Origin of the sequence: Streptomyces sp. KM273126 (assembly GCF_004337435.2) — a bacterium.
Lineage (GTDB): Bacteria > Actinomycetota > Actinomycetes > Streptomycetales > Streptomycetaceae > Streptomyces > Streptomyces acidicola.
On record NZ_SJXB02000002.1, the window covers coordinates 807,659 to 826,791 of the forward strand.

General features: G+C 70.9%; 18 protein-coding genes and 1 pseudogene. 11 read left to right on the forward strand and 8 right to left on the reverse strand.

All coding sequences use genetic code 11. The features are described from left to right. Window positions 1-36 precede the first annotated feature (36 nt). From E0500_RS34180 to E0500_RS34190, 4 genes are all read left to right on the forward strand, one after another. Window positions 37-1,431 (forward strand): CynX/NimT family MFS transporter, encoded by a 1,395-nt coding sequence (locus E0500_RS34180; RefSeq protein WP_399120513.1) that lies wholly within the window; start codon window positions 37-39, stop codon window positions 1,429-1,431. A 61-nt stretch (window positions 1,432-1,492) separates the two neighbouring features. Next, window positions 1,493-1,609 (forward strand): SGM_5486 family transporter-associated protein, encoded by a 117-nt coding sequence (locus E0500_RS44505; RefSeq protein WP_131563837.1) that lies wholly within the window; start codon window positions 1,493-1,495, stop codon window positions 1,607-1,609. Between the two features lie 298 nt (window positions 1,610-1,907). Further along, window positions 1,908-2,123, forward strand: a complete 216-nt coding sequence (locus tag E0500_RS34185; protein WP_131563836.1) for a hypothetical protein — start codon at window positions 1,908-1,910, stop codon at window positions 2,121-2,123. 67 nt (window positions 2,124-2,190) lie between these two features. Next, on the forward strand, window positions 2,191-2,709 hold the full coding sequence (locus E0500_RS34190) for a histidine phosphatase family protein (RefSeq protein ID WP_131563835.1): 519 nt from the start codon (window positions 2,191-2,193) through the stop codon (window positions 2,707-2,709). Window positions 2,710-2,908: 199 nt separating this feature from the next. Here the strand turns inward: E0500_RS34190 and serB are convergent, their stop codons facing one another. Continuing rightward, window positions 2,909-4,120, reverse strand: a complete 1,212-nt coding sequence (gene serB, locus E0500_RS34195; RefSeq protein ID WP_131563834.1) for a phosphoserine phosphatase SerB — start codon at window positions 4,118-4,120, stop codon at window positions 2,909-2,911. Window positions 4,121-4,316: 196 nt separating this feature from the next. Next, window positions 4,317-6,207: pseudogene (locus E0500_RS34200) on the reverse strand (streptophobe family protein). Between the two features lie 241 nt (window positions 6,208-6,448). On the opposite strand from E0500_RS34200, the gene E0500_RS34205 reads away from it, so the two are divergent. Then, on the forward strand, window positions 6,449-8,992 hold the full coding sequence (locus E0500_RS34205) for an FHA domain-containing protein (RefSeq protein ID WP_131571169.1): 2,544 nt from the start codon (window positions 6,449-6,451) through the stop codon (window positions 8,990-8,992). An 87-nt stretch (window positions 8,993-9,079) separates the two neighbouring features. Here E0500_RS34205 and E0500_RS34210 read toward each other — a convergent pair whose 3' ends face one another. Together E0500_RS34210 and E0500_RS34215 are read right to left on the reverse strand one after the other, a co-directional pair. Further along, window positions 9,080-10,177, reverse strand: coding sequence for an S-adenosylmethionine:tRNA ribosyltransferase-isomerase (locus E0500_RS34210; RefSeq protein ID WP_131571166.1), 1,098 nt, complete (start codon window positions 10,175-10,177; stop codon window positions 9,080-9,082). Continuing rightward, window positions 10,174-10,869 carry an SDR family oxidoreductase gene (locus E0500_RS34215; protein ID WP_131571163.1) on the reverse strand — a complete coding sequence of 232 codons (696 nt, stop codon included), beginning with the start codon at window positions 10,867-10,869 and terminating at the stop codon, window positions 10,174-10,176. The genes E0500_RS34210 and E0500_RS34215 overlap by 4 nt, the downstream gene beginning before the upstream one ends. A gap of 242 nt (window positions 10,870-11,111) precedes the next feature. Between E0500_RS34215 and E0500_RS34220 the strand changes: the two genes are divergently transcribed. The 3 genes from E0500_RS34220 (at window position 11,112) to chpE (ending at window position 13,307) form a co-directional block, all read left to right on the forward strand. Then, window positions 11,112-12,257 (forward strand): GAF domain-containing sensor histidine kinase, encoded by a 1,146-nt coding sequence (locus tag E0500_RS34220; protein WP_131571160.1) that lies wholly within the window; start codon window positions 11,112-11,114, stop codon window positions 12,255-12,257. Further along, window positions 12,250-12,891 carry a response regulator transcription factor gene (locus tag E0500_RS34225; protein ID WP_131571157.1) on the forward strand — a complete coding sequence of 214 codons (642 nt, stop codon included), beginning with the start codon at window positions 12,250-12,252 and terminating at the stop codon, window positions 12,889-12,891. Before E0500_RS34220 ends, E0500_RS34225 begins: the two co-directional genes overlap by 8 nt. 167 nt (window positions 12,892-13,058) lie before the next feature. Next, on the forward strand, window positions 13,059-13,307 hold the full coding sequence (gene chpE, locus E0500_RS34230) for a chaplin ChpE (RefSeq protein WP_131571154.1): 249 nt from the start codon (window positions 13,059-13,061) through the stop codon (window positions 13,305-13,307). Between the two features lie 208 nt (window positions 13,308-13,515). Here chpE and E0500_RS34235 read toward each other — a convergent pair whose 3' ends face one another. Then, a complete protein-coding gene (locus E0500_RS34235; protein WP_131571901.1) occupies window positions 13,516-14,304 on the reverse strand; it encodes a hypothetical protein in 789 nt (262 codons plus the stop codon). 165 nt (window positions 14,305-14,469) lie between these two features. On the opposite strand from E0500_RS34235, the gene E0500_RS34240 reads away from it, so the two are divergent. The 3 genes from E0500_RS34240 to E0500_RS34250 all read left to right on the forward strand — a co-directional run bounded on the left by E0500_RS34240 (window position 14,470) and on the right by E0500_RS34250 (window position 16,904). Next, window positions 14,470-15,261, forward strand: a complete 792-nt coding sequence (locus E0500_RS34240) for an ABC transporter ATP-binding protein (protein WP_131571900.1) — start codon at window positions 14,470-14,472, stop codon at window positions 15,259-15,261. 119 nt (window positions 15,262-15,380) lie between these two features. Beyond that, a complete protein-coding gene (locus E0500_RS34245) occupies window positions 15,381-15,812 on the forward strand; it encodes an NfeD family protein (RefSeq protein WP_131571899.1) in 432 nt (143 codons plus the stop codon). A gap of 132 nt (window positions 15,813-15,944) precedes the next feature. Continuing rightward, on the forward strand, window positions 15,945-16,904 hold the full coding sequence (locus tag E0500_RS34250) for an SPFH domain-containing protein (protein ID WP_131571898.1): 960 nt from the start codon (window positions 15,945-15,947) through the stop codon (window positions 16,902-16,904). Between the two features lie 82 nt (window positions 16,905-16,986). On the opposite strand, the gene E0500_RS34255 is transcribed toward E0500_RS34250, so the two are convergent. The 3 genes from E0500_RS34255 to E0500_RS34265 all read right to left on the reverse strand — a co-directional run bounded on the left by E0500_RS34255 (window position 16,987) and on the right by E0500_RS34265 (window position 19,024). Next, window positions 16,987-17,493, reverse strand: coding sequence for an HNH endonuclease (locus E0500_RS34255; RefSeq protein ID WP_131571897.1), 507 nt, complete (start codon window positions 17,491-17,493; stop codon window positions 16,987-16,989). 167 nt (window positions 17,494-17,660) lie between these two features. Continuing rightward, on the reverse strand, window positions 17,661-18,200 hold the full coding sequence (locus E0500_RS34260; RefSeq protein WP_131571896.1) for a YbhB/YbcL family Raf kinase inhibitor-like protein: 540 nt from the start codon (window positions 18,198-18,200) through the stop codon (window positions 17,661-17,663). 41 nt (window positions 18,201-18,241) lie between these two features. Beyond that, window positions 18,242-19,024 (reverse strand): sporulation protein, encoded by a 783-nt coding sequence (locus E0500_RS34265; protein WP_131571895.1) that lies wholly within the window; start codon window positions 19,022-19,024, stop codon window positions 18,242-18,244. Between the last annotated feature and the right edge of the window lie 109 nt (window positions 19,025-19,133).

Genomic DNA, 19,133 nt, shown 5'->3' on the forward strand with positions numbered 1-19,133 from the left:
GACAACCAATCATCCCATGATTCTATGATGGGTGGCATGATGCGTGAGGAGATACGGACGACGACGGCCCCGACGACCCGGACCGAGGCCCCGGCGCGCGGCTCGGCGGGGTCGTTGGGCACGGAGCCCGGGGTCCGCGGCCCGGCCGGCTCCCCGGACGCCGCCTCCCCGGGCGAAACGGCCCCCACGCGCGCGTGGGGGCCCCGTCTCGTGGTCGTCGGCATCGTCCTCGCGGCCCTCAACCTGCGCCCCGCCATCACCAGCCTCGGAGCCCTCCTCGAAGAGGTGCGCGACGGGCTCGGCATGAGCGGCAGCGTCGCCGGACTGCTCACCTCCGTACCACCGCTCTGCTTTGCGGTCTTCGGAGCCATGGCACCCCGGCTCGCCCGCCGCTTCGGGCCGGGTGCCGTGGTCTGCGCGGGCATGCTCGCGATCGCCACCGGCCTGGCGGTCCGGCCCTACGCCGGGACCACCGCGGGCTTCCTGGCCGCCACCGCTCTCGCCCTGATGGGCATCGCCGTCAGCAACGTCCTGATGCCGGTGATCGTCAAGCGCTGGTTCCCCGACCGCGTGGGCTCCATGACCGGCCTGTACTCGATGGCCCTCGCCCTCGGCACCTCGCTCGCGGCGGCGCTCACCGTCCCCATGACCGACGTCCTGGGCGGGAGCTGGCAGTCGGGCCTCGTCGCGTGGGCGCTCCTCGCGGCGGCGGCCACGCTGCCGTGGATGGCGATGGCACGCGCGCGGGGGACCGTCTCCACGGCCGGCGCCGCCCGGAGCGTGCCGTCGCCTCGGCAGGACCCTGACGCGCCGCGCATCACCCGGAGCCGTACGGCCTGGGCGCTCGCCGTGTTCTTCGGGCTCCAGGCGACCGCCGCCTACATCGCGATGGGCTGGATGGCACAGATCTTCCGCGACGCGGGCGTCCCGGCCGGCACGGCGGGCCTGCTGCTCGCCGTCACGATGGTGATGGGCGTGCCGCTGGCCTTCGTGATCCCCCGGCTCGCCACGCGCCTCACCCACCAGGGCCCGATCGTGGTGGTCCTGGGTGTGTGCGGCCTCGCCGGGTACGCGGGTCTGTACGCCGCCCCGGCGGGCGGTGCCTGGGCGTGGGCGATGCTGATCGGCGTCTCGAACTGCGCCTTCCCGCTGGCTCTCACGATGGTGGGGATGCGGGCGGGGACCTCCGCGGGCGTTGCCAAGCTGTCCGCCTTCGCGCAGAGCACCGGCTACCTGATCTCGATCCCGGGCCCGCTCCTGGTCGGCGTCCTGTACCAGCACAGCGGCGGCTGGGGCCTGCCGATCGCCCTGATGACGGGCCTGATGATCCCGCAGATCGTGGTGGGCGTCCTGGCGGGCCGCCCCGGGACCGTGGAGGACGAGGCCGCGCGCCGAGCCGAGAGCCGTGCGCCGAGCCCGGCGGCGCGCTGATCCCGCCTGCGGGCCGACCCCCGGGGGCGGCCGGGCGGACGAAGGGTGCGAGACTGACGGCATGCCTGTGCTCGACCCGAACCCGCAGAACGGCCAGAAGAAGATGCTGATCGTGTTCGGCGCGTTCTTCGCCATCTTCGTGATCATCGGCATCATCGCGACGATCGCCTCGCCGTGACGATGGCCTCGCCGTGACGATGGCCTCGCCGTGACGACGGCCCTGCTCTGACTATCGCCTCGCCCTGACGATCGCCTTTCCTTGACGATCTGCGTCGCCGTCCCGCGCCCGCGAGCCTTTGGGCGTCCCGGGCGGGCTCGGCGCCCATGGTGGGGCTGGCCCCACCATCCCCTAGGGGGTGAGGGTCAGGGTCAAGTGGGTGGATCACCGGATGGGTCGCGGGGCTCGCATTCCGTAGCGTCGAGACGTGGCCGCGAGGACGCGGCCCACGGACCTCTCAAGGACCCACGGAGGCGGCATGTCGGCCCGTACGCACACCCGGCCCCACCCGGCGACCACGGGCGGCGTCGGCGTCCGGCTGCCCTGGTGGGCCCTCGTCCTGCCCATGCTCGCCTTCGGCGCCCTCCTGCTCATGATCCTCAACCCCTCGGACGCCCAGGCGGCGACCGCCGATCCCGCGCTGGCCCACCTCTTCGAGTGGATACAGCAGGCCCTGCTGCACGGCAGCCCGTGACAAGGGGCGCGGTGGCGCTCGTCAACTCCCTGCGCCCCATGGCGTGTTTCATGCGAAGCTGGGACCCATGAGCGTCGCAGAACCCCGCAGGATTGTTCTCTTCCGGCATGCGAAGGCCGACTGGCCCCAGGTGACCGACCACGAGCGGCCTCTCGCCGACCGGGGCCGCATGGACGCCGCCGTCGCGGGTCGCAAGCTGGCCGACTCCGGCATCCCCTTCGATCTGGCCCTCTGCTCCACCGCGGTCCGCACCCGCGAGACCTGGAAGCTCGCCGTCCAGGAGCTGCCCCATCGGCCGAAAACCGTCTATGAGGAGCGGATCTACGAGGCCTCGCCCGGCGAGTTGATCGAGGTGCTCAACGAGCTCCCCGACGACGCCCAGAACATCCTCCTGATCGGCCACAACCCCGGCGTCCAGGGCCTCGCCGACATCCTGGCCGGCCGCTCCGAGAGCGACGCCCGGGAGCGGATGAGCCGCCGCGGTTTCCCCGCCGCGGCCTTCGCCGTGCTCTCCTTCGACGCCACCTGGAAGGGCCTGGAGCCGGGCGTGGCGACGCTGCTCGACTACTGGGCGCCGACGGAGTAGGGGCACGCACCGCAACGACGAGGGCCCTGCACCGCATCGGCGCCGGGCCCTTTCATCACGGCTCTGTAGGCGCTCCGAGCGGCCTGCTCGTGCCGCCTGTACGGTGCACGGCTCTCTACGGCCCCGTACAGCCACTCGTGCTGGGTTGGACGAGTCCAGGACGGGGTCCAGGACGGGGTCCAGGGCGGGCTCAGACGCGTCAGACGTCCCCGTCGTGCATGTCCGCCGCCTCGACCTCTTCCCGGGTCACGCCCAGCAGGTAGAGGACCGTGTCGAGGAAGGGGAAGTTCACCGCGGTGTGCGCGGCCTCCCGGACCACCGGCTTGGCGTTGAAGGCGACGCCCAGCCCGGCCGCGTTCAGCATGTCCAGGTCGTTCGCACCGTCACCGATCGCCACCGTCTGCGCCAGCGGCACACCCGCCTCGGCCGCGAAGCGCCGCAGCAGCCGCGCCTTGCCAGCCCGGTCCACGATCTCACCGACGACCCTGCCCGTGAGCTTGCCGTCGATGATCTCCAGCGTGTTGGCCTGCGCGAAGTCGAGCCCGAGCCGCTCCCTCAGATCGTCCGTGACCTGGGTGAACCCACCCGAGACGACCCCGACCTGGAAGCCGAGCCGCTTCAGCGTACGGATCAGTGTGCGCGCCCCCGGCGTGAGCCGTACCTCGCTGCGCACCTTGTCCACCACCGAGGCGTCGAGCCCTTCGAGGAGCTGCACGCGCGCGTGCAGTGACTGCTCGAAGTCCAGTTCCCCGCGCATCGCGGCCGCCGTCACCTCGGCGACCTCCTTCTCGCACCCGGCGTGGGCGGCGAAGAGTTCGATCACCTCGTCCTGGATGAGCGTCGAGTCCACGTCCATGACCACCAGCCGCTGGGCCCGCCGGTGCAGCCCGGCCGCCACCACCGCCACGTCCACGCCCAGCGCCACCGACTCGGTCACGAGAGCCGTGCGCAGCGTCTCCGGCTCCGTACCGGACACGGCGAACTCGACAGCGGTCACCGGGTACTTGGCGAGCCGGAAGATACGGTCGATGTTGCCGCCGGTCGCGGTGATCCGCGCGGCGATCCGGGCCGTCGACTCGGCGGTCAGCGGGTGCCCGAGCACGGTGACGAGGGAGCGCCCGAGGCCACGCGGGCGGTTGTCGCCGAGGCCGGAGATGATCTCCGCCTGCATCTTCATGGACTCCGCCCAGTTGTGGACGGTGGCCCGCAGATCGCCCTCGCGCCCGCCGGGCGGCTCGGTCACGAGCGCGCACAGCACCATCCGGCCACGGGTGACGACCTGCTCGATGTCGACGACGTCGACGGAGTAGGCGGCGAGGGTGTCGAAGAGCCCGGCCGTGATGCCCGGCCGGTCCTTGCCGAAGATCTTGACGAGGAGAGTAGGGGCGTCAGAGGTCTGCGAAGCGCTCATGGTGCTCCCACCGTATCCGGCACTCAGTGCGCGTCGCCTCCGAGGTCCCCCCAGCGGACGGCGAACACTGGGTTGCGGGCGGATGACGTACGCCTGGATCGTGGGCGCCGTGCCTCTGATCCGCGGCGCCGCACGGGGCGGCGGTCCACGAATCCCGGCGCCATTGGTCCTTCACGGTCTCCCTCTTCCCGGTCCCTCAACGCCCCCGCGGCCTCGGCGGTGGGGGAGGCGGCGGGGGCACGTCGTCCGGGGGAGGCGGCGGCTCCGGCCAGTCGCGTGAACCCGGCCGGGGGCGCCGCGGAGGCCTCCGCGGTGGCGGGGAACGGCCGGGACACGGTGGGTGCCCCGTACAGGTCGGGCTCCTGCGCGGGCCGCGCGGCACCGGGCGGCGGGGCACCGCCGGACTGATCCCCGCCACCAGCTCCGTCACCAGACCGATCCTCGCCACCGGGCTGCTCCCCGCCCCAGGGCTGCGAGGCGCCCCATGAGGGCGACCTCCCGTCCCCCGGCCTCCGCGGCTCCCCGGGCAGCCGCAGGTACGGATTGGTGTCCGGGTTCGGCGGCCGGTACGGCGCACTCGGCGTGTAGGGCCCTGATGGTGATCCCTGCGATCCCTGCGATACCCGCGATCCCTGCAATTCCCGCGACGGATGCGCCCCCTGCGCCCCCCGCGCCCACGCCGAAGCGTTCCGTCCCGCAGCCCCGCTCGCGCACGCGAGCAACGCCCCGGCGGCCCCGGCGCCCGCACCCCACAGTGCCCCCAGGAGCAGCGCCATCCCCACGTCCCCGTGGAGCTCTATGCCGGCCCCGAAGGCGTCGAACCCGAGTACCGACAGCGAGGCGTCCACGGACACTTCTGTCAGCCAGGCCAGCAGCGGCAGTGTCAGCGCCGTCGCGACCCCGAGCCGAAGTGCGCAGCGCCCCGCGAACCCGAGCGGACCCCCGCCTGGTCCATCCGCACCCGGCCGTTTTCCCCCGACGACGGCAGACGATTCCCGTACATAGGGCGTACGTACGGCGGTCAGTACGCCCGCGAACAGCATCATGAGGGCCGCCCCCACCCCCAACAACCAGACCCTGCCGTCCAGTTCGGCCAGCCGGCCGAGCGTGACGGGCCGGCCGGAGTCGGCGCGGAGCAACTCGTCGAGCGGGTCGGGCAGCAGGTTGGCCAGTTCACCGGTGGCCCGGCCGTTCCACGGCACGAGGAGGCCGATCGGGATGCCCAGCCAGACCCCGCCCGGCGCACCGAGCAGGGCCGCGCCCGCGATCCGCTCGGGGTTGTCGTCACCGATCGCCGCGTACGCCGCCGCCGCGAGGCCCGCGAGGACCGCCATCAGCAACACGCTGACCAGGGCGGACACGGCGGGCCGCACCACCTTGTGCACCGCGGCCCAGCCGGGCGGCAGGGGAGTGCGGCGCGAGGCCAGCAGAGCGATCACCAGGACGCCCGCGCACCAGATCAGGCCGCCCAGCAGCGTGGGCGCGGTGTCCACCGTGAAGCCGACCTTCGCCTGGGCGTTCGCGAGGTCGCCCAGCCGGTCCGGCAACAGCCCGCCGATGTTTCCGAGTCCGGGCACCTCGACGTCGCCCAACCGGTCCCCGCCGGGCACGTCGTCGAGCCCCAGCGAGCCGCCGTCGAGGGTGATGACGCTGTGGCCGGCCCAGGTGAGCCCGCCCAGCACGGCGACGAACAGCACGAGCAGCGTGCCCGCGCGCGCGAGGAGTTCGGCGGGCGCGTTCACGGCCCCCGCCCCGCGCAGGGACCGCAGGAAGAACCACGACAGCAGGACCGCGCCCACGAGCCCCACACCGAGTGGCGAGATCTCGATGGCGGTGGTCGCGTCCGCTCCTTCCAGGCCAAAGACGGAGACATCGCCCGACGGGGTGACGGAACCCCCCGCACCAAGGGCCACAACCGCGGCGGTCATCGGCCCGAGCGAGCCCGCCGAGTCCGCTTCGAGCAGATGCAGACCGAGCGCGGCCGTCGCCGCCATGCCGATCAACGCCCAGCTCACGGCGGCGATCGCGGAGAGCAGGACGTCACCCCAGGGGATGCTCCTGGCCTGGTGCGAGGTACCGGTGCTCATAGTCAGACCCCCCGATCCGCGCCGCGGCGTTCCACCGCGGATGTCCCCCTCGCGTCGGATTACCACTCTCCGGCCCGGTTTCAACCCCGTCAACGGGACCGGCCGACGCCCCGGTTCGGGAGCTTCGCAAGGCCCGGCTTTCAGTCAGGGGGCCGAGCCTGAAATAGTTCCCCCCGATGTTCGACATCCCTAGACTCCCCGTGATGGGGGCAACTCGGGGGACAAATCAGTGGGGCATGGAGTGCCGGAACTCGTACTCGAATCCAATGGACAAACCTGGACGCTCGACCCGTCCAGGTCATACACGCTCGGACGCGATCCGCAGGGGGACATCGTGTTCGACGACGCCAGGGTGTCCTGGCGTCACGCCACGATCAGCTGGAGCGGCCGGAGTTGGGTCATCGAGGACCACGGCAGCACCAACGGCACATTCGTGCAGGGCCAGCGAATCCACCACCTGGAGATCGGCCCCGGCTCGGCCGTGCACCTCGGCAACGCGACCGACGGCCCGCGCCTGAGCCTGAAAGGCTCGGCCGCATCCGCCGCCACGCCCCAGGTACAGCAGCAGGCGCAGCCGCAGCAGCAGCCGTACGCGGCCCAGGGGGCGAACCCGGCGTGGGCGGCCCAGCAGCAGGCCGCGCCCCAGCAGCCGGCACCGCAGCAGGGCTGGCAGCAGCCGCAGGTCCCGCACCAGCAGGGCCCGGTCGGTGGCCACGCACAGCAGGGACCTGGTGGTGTCGCGGGGGCGCCGCCGGTCTACGGCGACCGCAGCCCGACCACGTTCCACCAGCTGGCCCTCGGCCGCGTCATGCGCATAGGCCGCGCGCTGGAGAACGAACTCGTCGTCTCCGACCTCCAGGTCTCGCGCCACCACGCCGAGTTCCACGCCACGCCCGACGGCCGCTACGAGATCCGCGACCTCGGTTCGCACAACGGCACGTTCGTCAACGGTGTGGCGATCGCCAAGAGCGGCTCGGCGCTGCTCGGCCCGAACGACATCGTCGGTGTCGGCCACTCCACGTTCCGTCTCGTCGGCGACCGCCTTGAGGAGTTCGTCGACACCGGTGAGGTCTCCTTCTCAGCCCGCCATCTGACGGTCACCGTGGACGGCGGCAAGCAGATCCTGAAGGACGTCTCCTTCGGTGTCCCCGAGAAGTCGCTGATCGCGGTCATCGGCCCGTCCGGCTCCGGCAAGTCGACGCTGCTGAAGGCCCTCACCGGTTACCGCCCGGCCAACCAGGGCGACGTTCTCTACGACAACCGGAACCTGTACAAGCAGTTCGCCGAGCTGCGCCAGCGCATCGGTCTGGTCCCGCAGGACGACATCCTGCACAAGGAGCTGACCGTCAAGAAGGCCCTCAAGTACGCGGCCAAGCTGCGCTTCCCCGCCGACACCACGGCCCAGGAGCGCGAGGCCCGCATCGACGAGGTGCTGCGCGAGCTGAAGCTGGACATCCACAAGGACAAGAAGGTCACGTCCCTGTCCGGCGGCCAGCGCAAGCGTGTCTCCGTGGCCCTGGAGCTGCTCACCAAGCCGTCGCTGATCTTCCTGGACGAGCCGACCTCCGGTCTCGACCCGGGCATGGACCGCGACGTCATGCAGCTGCTGCGCGGCCTCGCCGACGACGGCCGTACGGTCCTCGTCGTCACCCACTCGGTGGCCGAACTCGCCCTGTGCGACAAGCTTCTGGTGATGGCGCCCGGCGGTGCCGTCGCCTACTTCGGCCCGCCGGAGGAGGCCCTCAACTTCTTCGGCTACAGCACCTGGGCCGACGTCTTCTCCGCCTTCGAGAACTACCGCGACTACGACTGGGCGGGCCGCTGGAAGGGCTCGCAGCACTACCAGATGTACGCCGCGGACATCGACGCGGTCGCGCCGCAGTCCGTACACATGCCTCCGCCACAGCAGATGCGCCAGCCCAAGCCGCAGGGCTGGGGCTCGCAGCTGTTGACCCTGGTCCGGCGGTACGTGTCGGTCATCGTGTCCGACAAGGGCTTCCTTGCCCTGATGCTGATCCTGCCCGCCGTGCTCGGCGCGGTCAGCCTGCTCATCGAATCCGGCAACGACCTGCTGCCCAACGAGCCGCGCGCGGGCGGTCTGAGGGCGCCCAACGGCACCGCCACCACCGTCCTTCTGATCCTCGCCGTCGGCGCCTGTTTCGCCGGGGCGGCCAACTCCGTCCGCGAGCTGATCAAGGAACGGGTGATCTACGAACGGGAGCGCGCGACAGGCCTGTCCCGCTCGGCCTACCTGATGTCCAAGGTCATCGTGCTCGGCATGATCACCATGGTCCAGGGCCTGATCGTCGGCGGAATCGGCTTCGGTGCGCGCGAGGTCCCCGCGGAGGGCCTGGTCCTCGGCACCCTCACCAAGCTGGAACTCTGCCTGCCGATCATGGCGCTCGGCTTCACCTCGATGATGTTCGGTCTGGTGATCTCCGCGCTGGTGAAGACGTCCGAGAAGACCATGCCGCTGCTGGTGATGTTCGCGATCATCCAGGTCGTCTTCACCGGCTGCCTCTTCACGCTGAACGGCGCCCTGGGCGTCAACGAGTTCTCGTACCTGATGCCGTCCCGCTGGGCCGTCGCCGCCGCGGGCGCCACACTGGACTTCAACCTGGTCAACCCGAACAAGGACGACCCGACCCAGACCGACCCGCTGTGGGACCACACGGTCGGCATCTGGACCCTGGACATGATCGCCCTGATCGCCCTCGGCGCGATCTGCGGCGTCCTCGTGGCCCGCTTCCTGCGCCGCCACGAGCCGGAGGTCATGCGTAAGTAGTTTCCGGACACCGTGTCCCGGAACGAGCAGGGCGGCACCCGCGGTGGGGTGCCGCCCTGCGGCGTTTCCGAGACCCGCGCGCCGGCCTCAGCAGGCGCTGTCGACGTTGTCGATCGCGCCCTCCGGAAGAATGAGGTGCACGTCCCCGAACTCGTGCCACAGGTAGCGCCCGCGCAGCGCCTCCTCGTACGCCCGGTCGACCGCCGCCCGTCCCGCGACCGCCTCCAGCATCAGCAGATGCGAGGCCTCCGGCTCGTGCAGTCCGGTCAGCAGCCCGTCCACCACCCGCACCCCGCGCTCCGGGGTGACCACGAGACCGGTCCAGCCCTCCGTGGCCCGCACCACCCCGTCGGGCCCGGTCGCCGACTCCACGGCCCGCACCGCCGTCGTACCCACCGCGACGATCCGCCCCCCTCCGGCTCCCGCCGCGTTGATCAGCCGGGCCGACGCCTCCGGCACCGCGAAGCGTTCCGGGTAGGGCGGCTCGTGCGCCTCGGCCGACGCCACCCCCGTGTGCAGCGTGACCGGCGCGAACTGCACGCCCCGGCTCACCAGCTCCGCCACCAGACGCGCGGTGAAGGGCCGCGCCGCACTCGGCATCTCCGCGCTGCCTGCACTGTCGGCCGACGGCAGCGCGAACACCGTCTGGTACGCCGACAGCGGCTGGTCCCGTTCCGTGTAGGCGTACCGTATGGGCCGCCCGTGCTCCCGCAGCAGCCCCAGCACGTCCGGACCGTCGTCCGGACCCGTGGGGGCCGACACACGCGCCCACCACAGCCGGGCACTGTCCGCACTCAGTGGCTCCTCCACTACCAGCCGTACGTCCTCGGGCAGGCGCACCTCAGTCCCCGCGTGCCCGCCCGCACGCGCACGCGTGGTGCCCTTTCCGTCCGGTTCCCGCAGCTCGACGGCCCACCGCCCGTCGTCACCCCACGTCGAGAAGTGCACCACCACGCGCGCGTGCCCCACATGACCGTCCACGGCGGCCGCCAGCGTGGGGGAGGTGTTGACGACGAGCAGATCCCCGGCCCGCAGCAGCCGCGGCAACTCCACGAACTCGTGGTGCGCCACCTCCGTGCCGCGCGAGACGAGCAGCCGCACCGCGTCGCGGTCCAGGCCGGGTCCGCGCTGCTCGGCCGGCACCCGCGCCGACAGCTCCTCCGGAACCCGCAGCGCGGTCGTCATCGACGCTCCAGCAGGGACGGCGCACCGTAGCGGCCGCTGGCCGGACGCTCATCGATCAGCTGCAGGAAGGCCGGTACGACGCCGGCCGGCTCCGGCCGCGGATCGTCGTCGTCAGGTACCGCCGCCGCGTACAGGTCCGTGGCCATGTCCCCGGGATCGACCGCCCACACGCGCAGCCCGGGCTCCTCCTCGGCGAGCACCGCCGACAGATGGTCCAGTGCCGCCTTCGACGCCCCGTACCCGCCCCACGTCTCGTACGCCTCCGCGGCCGCGTCCGAGCTGACGCCGATGACCGTGCCGGCCCCGGAGGCCCGCAGCAGCGGCAGCGCCTCCTGGACGAGACCCAGCGCGGCGACCACGTTCACCTCCAGCGCCCGCCGCAGCCCCTCCAGCGGCAGCTCGTCCAGCCGTACGAGCGGCTCGGCGCCCAGCGCGCTCGCGTTGTTCACCAGCAGGTCGACACCGCCCAGCCGACGTGCCGCCGCCACCAGCGCCGCCCGGTGCCCGGCGTCCGTGACGTCCCCCGCCAGGGCCTCCACCCGGGTCCCGTACGCCGACAGTTCCTTCGCCGTCTCCTGGAGCACGTCCGCGGTTCTGGCGTCGAGCACCAGATCCCAGCCGCGCTCCGCCAGGGCGGCGCCGAGCGCCCGCCCCAGCCCCTTCGAAGCTCCCGTGATGATCGCTACTGGCATGCCATCCGTCCCCTCGTCCCGTGACCGCCGCTCCCGGCGCGTGTTCCCGGCCGCCGACCGCCCTCAGGCACCGGCCGCCGACCACGCTCAGCGGACGCCTTCACCGTAGGAACCGGGCCGTCCCGCCCGCCTCGTGCGCGGGCCGCAATGCGCCAGGGCCCTTCGCCCTAGGGCCCGCGGCCCAGGCGGAGGCCGTCACAGGTCCGATCCGCGGTGTCACACCCCGCAGGTACCGTGAGGTCATGAGCCAAGGTCCACGGTCCGGCCTCGCCGCGGTGAGTTCCGCGCTGCTGGCCATGAGCAGACACCTGGAGGTGCGCGACGTCCTCAAGACGATCGTGGCCTCCGCACGCGAGCTGCTCGACGCGGAGTACGCGGCACTGGGCGTGCCCGACGACCACGGCGGCTTCGCCCAGTTCGTGGTCGACGGCGTCACCGACGAGCAGTGGAAGGCCATCGGCCCGCTCCCGCGCCAGCACGGCATCCTGGCCGCGATGCTGCACGAGGCCAAGGCGGAGCGCCTGGCCGATGTGCGCAAGGACCCCCGCTTCGAGGGCTGGCCGAGCGCCCACCCCGATCTGGCCGACTTCCTGGGCCTGCCCATCCGTGACGGCGACGAGGTCATCGGCGCCCTCTTCCTCGCCAACAAGCGGTGCCCCAAGCCGGTGGGCGGCTGCGGATTCACCGAGGAGGACGAGGAACTGCTGTCGATCCTCGCCCAGCACGCCGCGATCGCCCTGACGAACGCGAGGCTCTACGAGCGCAGCCGCGAGCTCACCATCGCCGAGGAGCGCTCCCGCCTCGCTCACGAACTGCACGACGCCGTCAGCCAGAAGCTCTTCTCCCTGCGCCTGACCGCCCAGGCCGCGGCCGCCCTGGTCGACCGCGACCCCCGCCGCGCCAAGGGAGAGCTCCACCAGGTGGCCACGCTCGCCGCCGAGGCCGCCGACGAACTGCGCGCCGCCGTGGTCGAGCTCCGCCCCGCGGGCCTCGACGAGGACGGCCTCGTCGCCACCCTGCGCACCCAGGTCCACGTCCTGGACCGCGCCCACACCGCGCGCGTGACCTTCACCAGCTGCGGCGTCCGCGCCCTGCCCGCCGCACAGGAGGAGGCCATGCTCCGCGTCGCCCAGGAGGCCCTGCACAACGCGCTGCGGCACTCGGGGGCCGAGCGGGTCGAGGTGACCCTGGAGCGGCGCGACAGCACGGCGGTCCTGCGCGTCACGGACGACGGCAGCGGCTTCGAACCGGCGACCGTACGCCGCGCGGGGCGCCACCTCGGTCTGGTCTCCATGCGCGACCGGGCGAGCGGGGTCGGCGGCCGCCTGACGGTGGAGTCGGCGCCCGGCACGGGCACCACGATCGAAATGGAGGTCCCTGGTGGCTGACGCAATCAAGGTGCTGCTCGTCGACGACCACCAGGTGGTCCGCCGCGGCCTGCGCACCTTCCTGGAGGTGCAGGACGACATCGAGGTCGTGGGCGAGGCGGCCGACGGCGCCGAAGGAGTCGCCCGCGCCGAGGAGTTGAGGCCCGACATCGTTCTCATGGACATCAAGATGCCGGGCATGGACGGCGTCGAGGCCCTGCGCAGGCTGCGCTCACTCGACAACCCCGCGCGCGTGCTGATCGTCACCAGCTTCACCGAGCAGCGCACGGTGGTCCCGGCCCTGCGTGCCGGCGCCGCCGGGTACGTCTACAAGGACGTGGACCCCGACGCGCTCGCGGGCGCCATCCGGTCGGTGCACGCCGGGCACATCCTGCTCCAGCCGGAGGTGGCCGGCGCACTCCTCTCCCAGGAGGAGGCCAACTCGGGCCAGGGCAGAGGCGGTTCACTCACCGAGCGCGAGCGCGAGGTGCTCGGCCTGATCGCGGACGGCCGCTCGAACCGCGAGATCGCCCGCGCCCTGGTCCTCTCCGAGAAGACGGTCAAGACCCATGTCTCGAACATCCTGATGAAGCTGGACCTGGCCGACCGCACCCAGGCCGCGCTGTGGGCGGTACGCCACGGTGTGACGGGATGACCAGTGGGATTGATGACATGAGCGGCAATTCAGAAAGTTACGCTCCAGACTGAGATTCATACCGTCGTGTGTATGTCACCCGGATGGCGTATCCCCTGCCGGGCCGGGCCGTTTTCCAGGGCGTGCTGCGGCGCCTTGCCGCAGCGATCGCCAAGGAGGACTGAGAAGTGAAGAACCTGAAGAAGGCCGCTGCTGTCACCCTCGTGGCCGGTGGCCTGGTTGCCGCCGGTGCCGGTATGGCTTCCGCGACCGACGGTGGGGCGCACGCGAACGGCAAGGCCATCGGCTCGCCGGGTGTCCTCTCGGGCAACCTCGTCCAGGCTCCGGTCCACGTCCCCGTGAACGCGGTCGGCAACTCCGTGAACGTCATCGGCGTCCTGAACCCGGCCTTCGGCAACCTGGGCGTCAACCACTGAGGTCTGCCCGGACCACGAACGACCACCGGCCTCCAGGGCGCCTTCCGGGAGGCCGGTCAGTCGCGCTTCCAAGGGGCGCGGGGAACTGCGCGCCCAGCCACATCGGACCGTCACCAACTCACCCATTCCGTCCCGCACCGGCGGGGGGCTGGGGGCGCAGCCCCCAGTGATGGGACGGGTAGGGGCGGCGGGGGCGAAACACCTCCGCTCAGCGCACCCCCCGCTCCCGCTCCTCCACCACGGAGTTGTACGCCGCCACCTGCGCCCGCCGAGCCGTCCGCTCCACGGGCCGAAGGGCCGACGCCCGCGCCGCCATCTCCGAGGCGCTCACCGCACCCCCGTGCCCCCGCTCGCACGCCACCGAGATCAGCAACCCCACCCGCTGGGCCAGCTCCAGCACCCGTACCGCCCGCGGCGGATATCCCGGCGCCAGCACCTCACGCCCGCGCTCGGCCCGCGCCCGGTAGGCGTCGATCGCCGCCTCCGCCACCGGCCCCGAAGCCGCCACGTCCAGCCGCGACAGCACCTCCGTCGCCTCCCGCAATGCCTCCGCGAGCTCCCGCTCGGCCTCCCCGAGGGACGGCACGTCGGCCGGCGGAGCCTCCCGCACCGCCAGACAGTGCCAGACGACCTCCACATGCACATCGCCGTCCGGCCCGGCCTCGTACACCTCCGGCACCAGCCCCAGAGCGGCCCCGTGGCAGATCACCGCCTGCTCCGCGTCCAGTGCCCGCGCGTTGAATTCCGGCGGCCCGCTCAGCCCCAGCGGATGCCCCGGCGCGGGCAGCGCCACCCGCAACCCGCTCGCACCCAGCGACCGCAGCCGCCCCAGTGCCAGCGTCAGACCGACCGGCCCCGACTCCCCGGGAAGCCCGTCGACCCGGTGCACGGCGTCCTCCCCGACGATCGCGAGCACCGCGTCATCCGGTGAGACAAGTCCGGCCAAGAGGGCATTTCCCCATGCGGCGAGGCGTCCTGAACGTGGTTCCGAGAGCATGCCCCCCACCCTAAGGACCGACCGATGGGATGGACCGACCGACCGGTGGCGTAGATTTCCCTGGGGGCCGCGCACCACAGGCGGCGGCGCCCACAGGCGTACGCCACAGCCGAGACCAGGCCGACACCGAGACAGGCCGACACTGCAAGGGGAGACAGCGCGCTCATGAGCGATGTTCTGGAGCTGGAGGACGTATCCGTGGTCCGGGAGGGCCGGGCTCTGGTGGACCAGGTCTCCTGGTCGGTCAAGGAAGGCGAGCGCTGGGTCATCCTCGGCCCCAACGGCGCCGGGAAAACCACTCTCCTGAACCTCGCCTCCAGCTACCTCTTCCCCAGCAAGGGCACCGCCACAATCCTCGGCGACACCCTCGGCAAGGTCGACGTCTTCGAGCTGCGCCCGCGCATCGGCGTGGCGGGCATCGCCATGGCCGAGAAGCTCCCCAAGCGCCAGACCGTCCTGCAGACCGTGCTGACCGCCGCCTACGGCATGACGGCCACCTGGAACGAGGACTACGAAGAGGTCGACGAGCACCGCGCCCGCGCCTTCCTCGACCGCCTCGGCATGACCGAGTACGTGGACCGCAGGTTCGGCACCCTCTCCGAGGGCGAGCGCAAGCGCACCCTCATCGCCCGTGCGCTGATGGTCGACCCCGAGCTGCTGCTCCTCGACGAGCCGGCCGCCGGCCTCGACCTCGGCGGCCGCGAGGATCTCGTACGCCGTCTCGGCCGCCTGGCCCGCGACCCGATCGCACCCTCCATGATCATGGTCACGCACCACGTCGAGGAGATCCCGCCGGGCTTCACCCACGTCCTCATGATCCGCCAGGGCAAGGTCCTCGCGGCGGGCCCGCTGGAGCTGGAGCTCACCTCGCGCAACCTGTCCCTCTGCTTCGGCCTCCCGCTGGTCGTCGAACAGGTCGGTGACCGCTGGACCGCCCAGGGCCTGCCGCTGACCTGATCGCCAAGCCCTCGCGTCCGCCCGAGAGTTGGACCATCCGGCCGCACAACCCGGGCCGGGCAGCCACAACTTGATCACGCGCTCTGTCCGCGGGACCGTTGCGGTCCTACCATGGCCATGTGGACAGCATCGACGCATGGGTGTGGTGGCTGGTTGCCGCGGCCGGGCTCGGGGTCGCGCTCGTCGTGACCGCGATGCCGGAGCTGGGCATGCTCGCTGTAGGCGCCGTCGCAGGCGCCGTGACCGCGGGGCTCGGTGGGGGTGTCGTGCTCCAAGTGGTCGTGTTCGCCGTCGTCTCGGTCGCGCTCATCGCCGTCGTACGCCCCATCGCGGCCCGGCACCGCTCGCAGAGGCCCCAACACTCCACCGGTATCGACGCGTTGAAGGGCAAGCACGCCGTCGTACTGGAACGGGTCGACGGCAGAGGCGGCCGGATCAAGCTTGCCGGGGAAGTCTGGTCGGCACGCGCTCTCGACGCCGCACAGACCTACGAAGTGGGTCAGGAAGTGGACGTTGTGGAGATTGAGGGCGCCACGGCGATCATCATGTGATCTCGCACGACGGAACTGGGCCGAAGGCCCCACCTGGGAGTCTGTGTTCTGTCAGACTCGTCCAGCAAGATCTTCAACAAGCATAAGATCCTCCCGAAGCGCCGAAGCGGAGAAGGGTACGGGGAAGCCACGATGGGACCGATCGTCATCGTCCTGATCATTCTGGTGGTGTTGGTCTTCATCGCGTTGATCAAGACCATCCAGGTCATCCCACAGGCCAGCGCCGCCATCGTCGAGCGCTTCGGCCGTTACACACGAACACTCAACGCGGGCCTGAACATCGTGGTCCCGTTCATAGACACCATCCGCAACCGCATCGACCTGCGCGAACAGGTCGTACCGTTCCCACCCCAGCCGGTGATCACCCAGGACAACCTGGTCGTCAACATCGACACGGTCATCTACTACCAGGTGACCGACGCGCGCGCCGCCACCTACGAGGTCGCCAGCTACATCCAGGCGATCGAGCAGCTCACCGTCACCACCCTCCGCAACATCATCGGTGGCATGGACCTGGAGCGGACCCTGACCTCCCGCGAGGAGATCAACGCGGCCCTGCGAGGAGTCCTCGACGAGGCCACCGGCAAGTGGGGCATCCGCGTCAACCGTGTGGAGCTCAAGGCCATCGAGCCACCGACCTCCATCCAGGACTCGATGGAGAAGCAGATGCGCGCCGACCGTGACAAGCGCGCCGCGATCCTCACCGCCGAAGGTATCCGCCAGTCGCAGATCCTCACCGCCGAAGGTGAGAAGCAGTCCGCGATCCTGCGCGCCGAGGGTGAGGCCAAGGCCGCGGCCCTGAAGGCCGAGGGCGAGGCCCAGGCCATCCGTACGGTCTTCGAGTCCATCCACGCCGGAGACCCCGACCAGAAGCTGCTCTCGTACCAGTACCTCCAGATGCTGCCGAAGATCGCCGAGGGCGACGCCAACAAGCTCTGGATCGTCCCCAGTGAAATCGGCGACGCCCTCAAGGGCCTCTCCGGAGCCATCGGCAACTTCGGCCCGATGGCCGGCGGTTCAGGCGGCCAGGGCACGGTTCCCGCTCCGGCTACCGGCATGGAGCGCCGAGAGAAGCCGTCGATCACGGACTGAGGGGTCGCGCCCCGAAAGGGGCGCGGGGAACTGCGCGACCAGCCACGAACGGCCCGCAGTTCCCCGAAAACCTCATGAACCCCTACGCGGCCGACTGACCCAGCCAGTCCGGCAGAGCCTCAAGGTCGTCCTGCCCCAGGGCCAGCAACATCGCATCAGCAGGCGTCGGCTCGAACGGCTGCCGCAGCAACGGCATACCCGCCTGCTCCGGCGTACGGTCCGCCTTGCGGTGGTTGTCCTCCGCACACGAGGCCACCGTGTTCAGCCAGGTGTCCCCACCGCCCCGCGAACGCGGCACCACATGGTCCACGGTCGTCGCCCGCCTGCCGCAGTACGCGCACCTGTGCCGGTCGCGCACCAGGACCCCCCGCCTCGACCACGGAGCTTGTCTTCGGAACGGCACCCGTACGTACCTGCAGAGTCTGATCACCCGGGGCGCCGGTATGTCGACCGCGGCTCCGCGCATGCGCAGTTCGGGGTGGGCCTGCTCCACGACGGCCTTGTCCTGCAGCACCAGTACGACGGCGCGGTTGAGCGTCACCGTCGACAGCGGCTCGAAGCTCGCGTTCAGTACCAGCGTGTCCCGCATTCCAGCCCACCTCCTGTGCACCGCCACCCCCTGGCGGACTTGGATCAACTCTGGCCGGGCACGCCGAGATGGACAACGCAATAAAAAAATGCCCGCCTCTGATCAATTCCAAGACCAGAGGCGAGCAAACGTTCCATGAACGTCAGTCTGCGGCGATCCGCATCAGCTCAGCTGTCGGCGACAGCCTCGTATTCACCGATCAGCTGAGCCCGCGCCAGCGTGTGGAAGCGCAGATTGAACCCCACCACCGCGGGCGAGGCGTCCGAGTCCGGGCCGAGCTTCTCCTGGTCCACGGCGTACACCGTGAACACATAGCGGTGCGCCGGGTCTCCGGGCGGCGGTGCGGCACCGCCGAAGTCCTTCGTCCCGTAGTCATTGCGCGCGTGTACCGCGCCCTCCGGCAGCCCCTCGAACTTTCCCGTGCCCGCACCTGCCGGCAACTCCGTGACGGAGGCAGGGATGTCGAACACCACCCAGTGCCAGAACCCGCTCCCGGTCGGGGCATCCGGGTCGTAGCACGTCACGGCGAAACTCTTGGTCTCCGGCGGGAAGCCCTCCCAGCGCAGTTGCGGCGAGGTGTTCCCCGCCGCATAGACCTGAGCGTCCTTCAGCGTCGCCCCCGGCTCGACGTCCTCGCTCGTGACCGTGAACGACGGCACGACCGGATGAAAGTCATGGGGAAGCGGCGGCCTGCTGGGCTGGGTCACCTCGGTACCTCCTGGTGGGTCGGAATCGCTGGTTCCTGAGCCTAGAACCAGTTGCGCTTGCTGCCGACCTCCGACAGCCACTGGTTCAGGTACGCAGTCCAGTCGGTGCCCTGATAGTTGTTCAGCCCCACCTGGAAGGAACGGAAGGTGTCGCTGCCCTCGCTGAACAGACCCGGCTTCTTGTCCATCTCCAGTACGACGTCCATCTCGTGCTCGTCCGCCACGAAGCTCAGCTCGACCTGGTGCAGGCCGCGGTACTGCTGCGGCGGGAAGAACTCGATCTCCTGATAGAAGGGCAGCCTCTGCCGCGTACCCCGGATGTGCCCGCGCTCCAGGTCCGCGTTCTTGAAGCGGAAGCCCAGCTGGATGAAGGCGTCCAGGAGCGCCTGCTGCGCCGGCAGCGGGTGCACGTTGATCGGGTCCAGGTCACCGGAGTCGATGGCCCGCGCGATCGCCAACTCGGTCGTCACACCGACGTTCATGCCGCGCAGCGCCTGACCGTCGATCATCGTGACCGGCGTCTCCCAGGGGATCTCCAGTCCGAACGGCACCGCGTGGACCGCCTCGGCCTTCAGCTCGAAGGCCCCACCGAGCTGCACCTTCGTGAACTCGATGTCCTGCTTGTACTCCGTGTCCTGGCCCTCGACCTCGACCTTGGCCTGCAGCCCGACCGACAGCCCCTCGATCTGCTGATCCACCGAGCCGCCCTGGATGCGCACCTCACCCTGGACGACGCCGCCCGGCACGACGTTGACCTCGGTCAGCACCGTCTCGACCGAAGCACCACCGGCTCCCAGGCTCGCGAGCAGCCGCTTGAACCCCATGTCTCTTCCTCCCCAGGCAACGCCTGTGCCGTCTATGAAGCCCTGTTCCGTACGGATCCTTGATCCCTAGAAACGCGATCCAGCCGCGCCCGGTTCCGCGCCCTTACCC

What these genes read in the sequence shown, in the direction of transcription:
- serB (WP_131563834.1), bottom strand. Translation starts at nt 4,120, where the DNA reads ATGAGCGCTTCGCAGACCTCTGACGCCCCTACTCTCCTCGTCAAGATC.
- E0500_RS34215 (WP_131571163.1), bottom strand. Translation starts at nt 10,869, where the DNA reads ATGCCAGTAGCGATCATCACGGGAGCTTCGAAGGGGCTGGGGCGGGCG.
- E0500_RS34180 (WP_399120513.1), top strand. Translation starts at nt 37, where the DNA reads ATGATGCGTGAGGAGATACGGACGACGACGGCCCCGACGACCCGGACC.
- E0500_RS34190 (WP_131563835.1), top strand. Translation starts at nt 2,191, where the DNA reads ATGAGCGTCGCAGAACCCCGCAGGATTGTTCTCTTCCGGCATGCGAAG.
- E0500_RS34240 (WP_131571900.1), top strand. Translation starts at nt 14,470, where the DNA reads ATGAGCGATGTTCTGGAGCTGGAGGACGTATCCGTGGTCCGGGAGGGC.
- E0500_RS34265 (WP_131571895.1), bottom strand. Translation starts at nt 19,024, where the DNA reads ATGGGGTTCAAGCGGCTGCTCGCGAGCCTGGGAGCCGGTGGTGCTTCG.
- E0500_RS34250 (WP_131571898.1), top strand. Translation starts at nt 15,945, where the DNA reads ATGGGACCGATCGTCATCGTCCTGATCATTCTGGTGGTGTTGGTCTTC.
- E0500_RS34255 (WP_131571897.1), bottom strand. Translation starts at nt 17,493, where the DNA reads ATGCGGGACACGCTGGTACTGAACGCGAGCTTCGAGCCGCTGTCGACG.
- E0500_RS34220 (WP_131571160.1), top strand. Translation starts at nt 11,112, where the DNA reads ATGAGCCAAGGTCCACGGTCCGGCCTCGCCGCGGTGAGTTCCGCGCTG.
- E0500_RS34210 (WP_131571166.1), bottom strand. Translation starts at nt 10,177, where the DNA reads ATGACGACCGCGCTGCGGGTTCCGGAGGAGCTGTCGGCGCGGGTGCCG.
- E0500_RS34185 (WP_131563836.1), top strand. Translation starts at nt 1,908, where the DNA reads ATGTCGGCCCGTACGCACACCCGGCCCCACCCGGCGACCACGGGCGGC.
- E0500_RS44505 (WP_131563837.1), top strand. Translation starts at nt 1,493, where the DNA reads ATGCCTGTGCTCGACCCGAACCCGCAGAACGGCCAGAAGAAGATGCTG.
- E0500_RS34235 (WP_131571901.1), bottom strand. Translation starts at nt 14,304, where the DNA reads ATGCTCTCGGAACCACGTTCAGGACGCCTCGCCGCATGGGGAAATGCC.